At 70.2% G+C, this 5,175-nt stretch carries 4 protein-coding genes; all 4 read left to right on the top strand.

What is annotated here, in order from left to right; genetic code table 11:
• Positions 1-74 precede the first annotated feature (74 nt).
• The gene (gene dcd / locus AWC17_RS00370; RefSeq protein WP_046187321.1) at positions 75-647 is read left to right on the top strand and encodes a dCTP deaminase; all 573 of its coding nucleotides are present in this window, start codon (positions 75-77) and stop codon (positions 645-647) included.
• A gap of 130 nt (positions 648-777) precedes the next feature.
• Entirely contained in the window at positions 778-2,691 is a 1,914-nt protein-coding gene (locus AWC17_RS00365; RefSeq protein ID WP_279627365.1) for a DUF7159 family protein, read from the top strand.
• A gap of 167 nt (positions 2,692-2,858) precedes the next feature.
• Positions 2,859-3,983, top strand: a complete 1,125-nt coding sequence (locus AWC17_RS00360; RefSeq protein WP_046187207.1) for a DUF7159 family protein — start codon at positions 2,859-2,861, stop codon at positions 3,981-3,983.
• 149 nt (positions 3,984-4,132) lie between these two features.
• Positions 4,133-5,175: DUF7159 family protein (locus tag AWC17_RS00355; RefSeq protein ID WP_425270844.1), on the top strand; the 1,043-nt coding region annotated here is incomplete at its 3' end.

Raw genomic sequence — 5,175 nt, 5'->3', positions numbered from 1 at the left:
GGCCACCTCCACACCGACCAACAAACCCACAATCGGCCGTGCCAACCGGCAGCGGCTTGACATAGGAGAAACGCGTGCTGCTCTCCGATCGTGACCTCAGGGCCGAAATCACCGCCGGCCGGTTGGGCATCGACCCGTACGACGACACCCTGGTGCAGCCGTCCAGCATCGACGTCCGCCTGGATTGCATGTTCCGGGTGTTCAACAACACCCGGTACACCCACATCGACCCCGCCAAGCAGCAGGACGAGCTCACGACGCTGGTCGAACCGGTCGACGGGGAGCCGTTCGTCTTGCACCCCGGGGAGTTCGTGCTCGGCTCGACGCTGGAGCTGTTCAGTCTGCCGGAGGACCTCGCGGGCCGGCTGGAAGGCAAATCGTCGCTGGGCCGGCTCGGACTGCTGACGCACTCGACCGCCGGGTTCATCGATCCCGGCTTCAGCGGTCACATCACGCTGGAGCTGTCCAACGTCGCCAACCTGCCGATCACACTGTGGCCGGGCATGAAGATCGGCCAGCTGTGCATTCTGCGATTGACCAGTCCGGCCGAACACCCTTACGGCAGTTCTCAAGTAGGTTCGAAATACCAGGGCCAGCGAGGACCCACGCCGTCGCGCTCCTATCAGAACTTCATAAGGACTACATAGGTTCTGAGGCGCTCCCGCACCGCCGTTCTGCGCGATACTTAGATAGCCGTGGTTTTTCCTCCGCCAGGCCATGGTTCATCTCGCAATACCTTTGGAGGGGTTTGCCTTGGATATCGTGCTCGGGGTGTCGATGGCACCGGCATCGATCCAAATGGTCGTTCTGGAAGGCGAATACGCCGACGGCGCGACGGTAGAAGAGGACGTGTTCGACGTCGCCGCTAACGACGAAGCGGCCACCGCGAGTGCGCCCGACCAGGTGCTCGCCGCCATCCTCGGCACCCGCGAGGGCGCGGCCGATGCCGGGCTCGAGGTGTCGTCCATCGGCGTGACGTGGACCGACCAGTTCGAGGCGGCGGCGTTGCGCGACGCGCTGGCTGCTTACCGCATCGAGAATGTCATGTTGGTGTCGGCCTTTCTGGCCGCGACCGCATTGGCCCAAAACGTCGGCGGGGCAATGGGTTACGAGCGAACCGCGGTGATGTTCGTGGAGCCCGACACCGCGACGCTGGCGGTCGTCGAGACCTCCGACGGGTCCATCCCCGACGTCTACAAGCAACCCCTCTACGCCGAGTCGTACGACCAGGCCGCCGCGCAACTCGGCGGCATGATCGCCGGGCTGGAGAAGCTGGAAGCGGCGCCGGACGGTGTGCTGGTGGTCGGCTCGGGCGTCGACATCGCCCCGCTGAAGCCCGCGCTGCAAACGGCGACCTCGCTGTCGGTGAGCATGCCGGAGGAGCCCGAGACGGCGCTGGCCCGCGGCGCCGCCCTGGCGTCGGCCAACGCGCCGCTGTTCGCCTCGTCGACCGCCGCGCTGGCCTACGCCCAGGACCCCGGCACCGGTGCCGTCGACCAACATTCGCTGCCCGAATACCTTTACGTGCCTTTCGGACCGGAGCCTGGGGACGACGAGCTCGCCTACAGCGCGGTGCCCGATGAGGACAGCGACTCGCCGACCGTCGTCATCGAAAAGCTCTTCATGCCCGAGGAGAGCCAGGCGCGGCGCAGGCCGGCCCTGCTGATCGGTAGCGGGCTGGCGGTCGCCGGGATCAGCGCGGTGCTGGCGCTCGAGATCGCGCTGGCGATCGGTATCCGCACGACCGGCACCATCGCTCTGCAGCCCACCCCCGGGCAGCACCTCATCGTCCCGACGCAGGAGCCGCCGGCGCCCGCGCCCGTTGAGGCGTCGGCCCCGGCGCAGAGGATCAACCCGCCGGTGCCGATGGCGGCGCCCATGCCGATGACTCCGCCGGTCGCCGCGCCGCTGCCCGCGGCCCCTCCGCCGCCCGCAGCGCCTCCCATTCCCGCGGCCCCGCTCCCGGCGGCTCCGATCGTCCCGGTTCCCGTCGTGGTCCCGCCGCTGTTGCCGCTTATGGTGCCGCCGGTCCACGTGCCCGTTCCCAACCCGGTCGTGAGCCCGCCCGTCATCCAGGCTCCGCCGCACGTGTCACTCCCACAGCCGGTGCTGCCCCAACCGCCGGTGCACCTCCCGCAACCGCAGTCGCCGCCGCAAGTCGGCGGCACCGTGCCGCAGTCGCCGCCCCACCAGACGCCTCCCGGGCAAGGCTCGTCGCCGATCCCCGAGGGCCCAGGCGGCTCCACCGGTGGGCATGTCCCGCCGCCCGGTTCGGGCACGGGCGGCTCCACCGGTGGGCACACGCCACCCCCGGATTCGGGCACCGGCGGCTCTAGTGGTGGGCATGTACCGCCGCCTGGTTCGGGCACCGGCGGCTCCAGCGGCGGGCACGTGTCGCCCCCGGGCGAGGGTGGCCTCGGCGGCCTTGGCGGCGGACACGTTTCGCCCCCCGGTTCGGGCGGCGGTGCGCCCACCGGCCCCGGTGGCCTGTTCGGCGGCGGCGGCCACGGTGGTGGACCCGTCGCCGGCGGCGGTGGTGGCTTTGGCGCTCCGGGCGGCGGTAGCTTCGGCGCTCCCGGTGGTGGCGGCGCCTTGGGCGGTGGCCACAGCGGCGGCGGCCTGGGTGGTGGCGGCGGCTTCGGCGGTGGCCACAGCGGCGGCGGCGGTGGTGGCGGCGGCGGGCACAAATAGCCCTTCGCGGCTCCCGGGCGCACCTATCTTCGCGCGCTAGGGTGGCGAATTGGGGTGTGGGCGCGGCCGGGATCGCTGCGAAGTCATCCGGCCAATTCTCTAAAGCGACGAGGCCCGCAACGCAGGTGTCCTCGCACGGCAATTGATTTGGACGACTTGGAGGAGCGGTGGACGTCGTACTTGGCGTGTCTATGGCACCTGAGACGGTCCGCATGGTGCTCGTTGAAGGCGAAGCTGCCGGTGGGGTGACGGTCGATCAGGATGGCTTCCACCTCAGCGATCGGACGACGGCGGTCGCCGCGGCGGACCGCGTGGTCGCCGCGATTCTCGGCACCCGGGAAAGTGCGGCCCAGGGCGGCCATCAGCTGAAATCGAGCGGAGTGACCTGGTCCGACCCGGTCGAGGCGGCCGCGCTGCGAAATGCGTTGGCGGCACGCAAGATCGAGAACGTCATGCTGGTGTCGTCGGTCATGGCCGCCGCGGCACTGGCTCAGGCCGCGGGCAGCGCGACCAATTGCGCGCGCACCGCACTGTTGTTCGTCGAGCCCACCACCGCGACCCTGGCCGTGGTCGACACCGCCGACGGATCCGTCGCCGATGTGCGTCGGCATCTGCTGCCCAGCAGCGACGAGGCGGCTCTGGCGAAGCTGGCCTCGATGGTCTCGGGCGCCGAATCGATGAGGGCCCGCCCGGACGGGCTGTTCCTGGTGGGCTCGGACGTCGACATCCCGTTCATCAAGCCTGCGCTCGAGGCGGCGACGTCGCTGTCGGTGACCACGCCCGAGGAACCCGAGATGGCGCTGGCGCGGGGCGCTTCACTGGCGGCGGCCAACGCGCAGTTGGGGGCGCCGTCGACGATCGCGATGCCCTATGCGGGGGACCCATCGGCAGACGGGCGGGAACTGGCCTACAGCGCCGAGGCGGATAGCGCGGCGGCCCGGGCAACCAGGGCCGACCGTGAGTCTGCCGCCCACTCGGGCGAGCACCGCAGCCGAAAATCGGTGCTGGCCGTCATCGCCGCGACGCTGGTATTCGTCGGCGGTGTCGTCGCCCTGGCCTTGGCGCTCGCCCTCGACATCCGGCCGCACGCGCACCAGCGCCCCGACATCACCCAAAACGTCGTCGCCCCGTCCGTCCAGGAGCCCCCGCCGCCAGCGTCGATCCCGCCGCCGCCGGCGTCCGCCCCGCCCGCGCCGGTATCTCCCCAACCGGGGCCTGGTCCGTCCCACGGCGAGCAGTGGGACGATTGGCTCCATCGACACCTGGGGCAGCACGGCATCCCGATTCCCTAGCCGCCTCCCCACCCGAAAGCTGGCGATCGCGCGTAAAATCGTGACACTAGGTGAAGACACGTTGGGGAATCAGTGACGTTTGGCGTTTTCGCGGGGTGCGGCGGCCACGTCCTCATCGACAGTGCTAGCAATCGAACCATGGAGGAGCTGTGGACACCGTACTTGGCGTGTCAATGGCGCCGACGGCAGTCCGAATGGTGCTGGTCGAAGGCCAGAACGGCGAAGGCGCCACCGTCGACGAAGACAATTTTGACGTTGCGCCCGAAGACGACGCCGCAACGCTCAGCGCGGCCAACCAGGTAGTCTCGGCGATCCTGGGCACGCGCCAGGGCGCGGCCGAGGGCGGCTACCAACTGGCCTCGACAGGGGTCACCTTCACCGATCCGATCGAGGCCGCCGCGCTGCGGGATGCGCTGGCCGCCCACAAGGTCGAGAACGTGATGTTGGTCTCGGCCTTCCTGGCCGCGGCCGCCTTGGCACAAGCCGTCGGCAGCCAGACCAACTACGCGCAGACGGCACTGCTGTACATCGAGCCCGACACCGCGACGCTGGCCGTCGTCAACAGCGCCGATGGGTCGATCGCCGACGTCCGTCGGCAGCCCCTCCCGGCCGATGACGAGGCCGCGGTGGCCCAGCTGGCCACGATGGTTTCGCATGCCGAGACGCTGGAGACGCGCCCGGACGGGGTGTTCGTGGTCGGCTCCGGCATTGACATCCCGCTCATCAAGCCCGCGCTGGAGGCGGCGACCTCGCTGCCGTTGTCGGCGCCCGAGGAGCCCGAAACGGCGCTGGCCCGGGGCGCTGCGCTGGCCTCCGCGCATGCCCCGCTGTTCTCGTCGTCCACCGAGGCGCTGGCCTACGCCCAAGACCCGGGCACCGGCGCCATCAACCCGTTCGCGATCACGCCCGGCTACTTCGACACCCCGGCAACCTTGGGCAGGGATGCGCTCGCCTACAGCGCGGTGCCCGACGACATCGACGACCTCTACACCGGCGCGCACACCGGCGCCACCGCGCTCGTCGACGCGGGCTATCCGGAACGCAGGTCCTTCCGGCTGGTGGGAAGCATCGTGGCGGGCGTCTTCGTCATCGGGGTAGTGGCGCTGGTCGTCTCCTTGGCGATCGCCATCCGGCCCACGGCCAACGTCCGGCCCAGCCCGAACCAGAACGTCGTCGTCGCGCCCGCCCGGCC

This window comes from Mycobacterium nebraskense (assembly GCF_002102255.1).
In the GTDB taxonomy this organism is placed as follows: Bacteria; Actinomycetota; Actinomycetes; order Mycobacteriales; family Mycobacteriaceae; genus Mycobacterium; species Mycobacterium nebraskense.
Note: the sequence above shows the minus strand (reverse complement) of the source record. Positions and strands in the feature narration are given on the sequence as shown.

What these genes read in the sequence shown, in the direction of transcription:
- AWC17_RS00365 (WP_279627365.1), top strand. Translation starts at nt 778, where the DNA reads ATGGCACCGGCATCGATCCAAATGGTCGTTCTGGAAGGCGAATACGCC.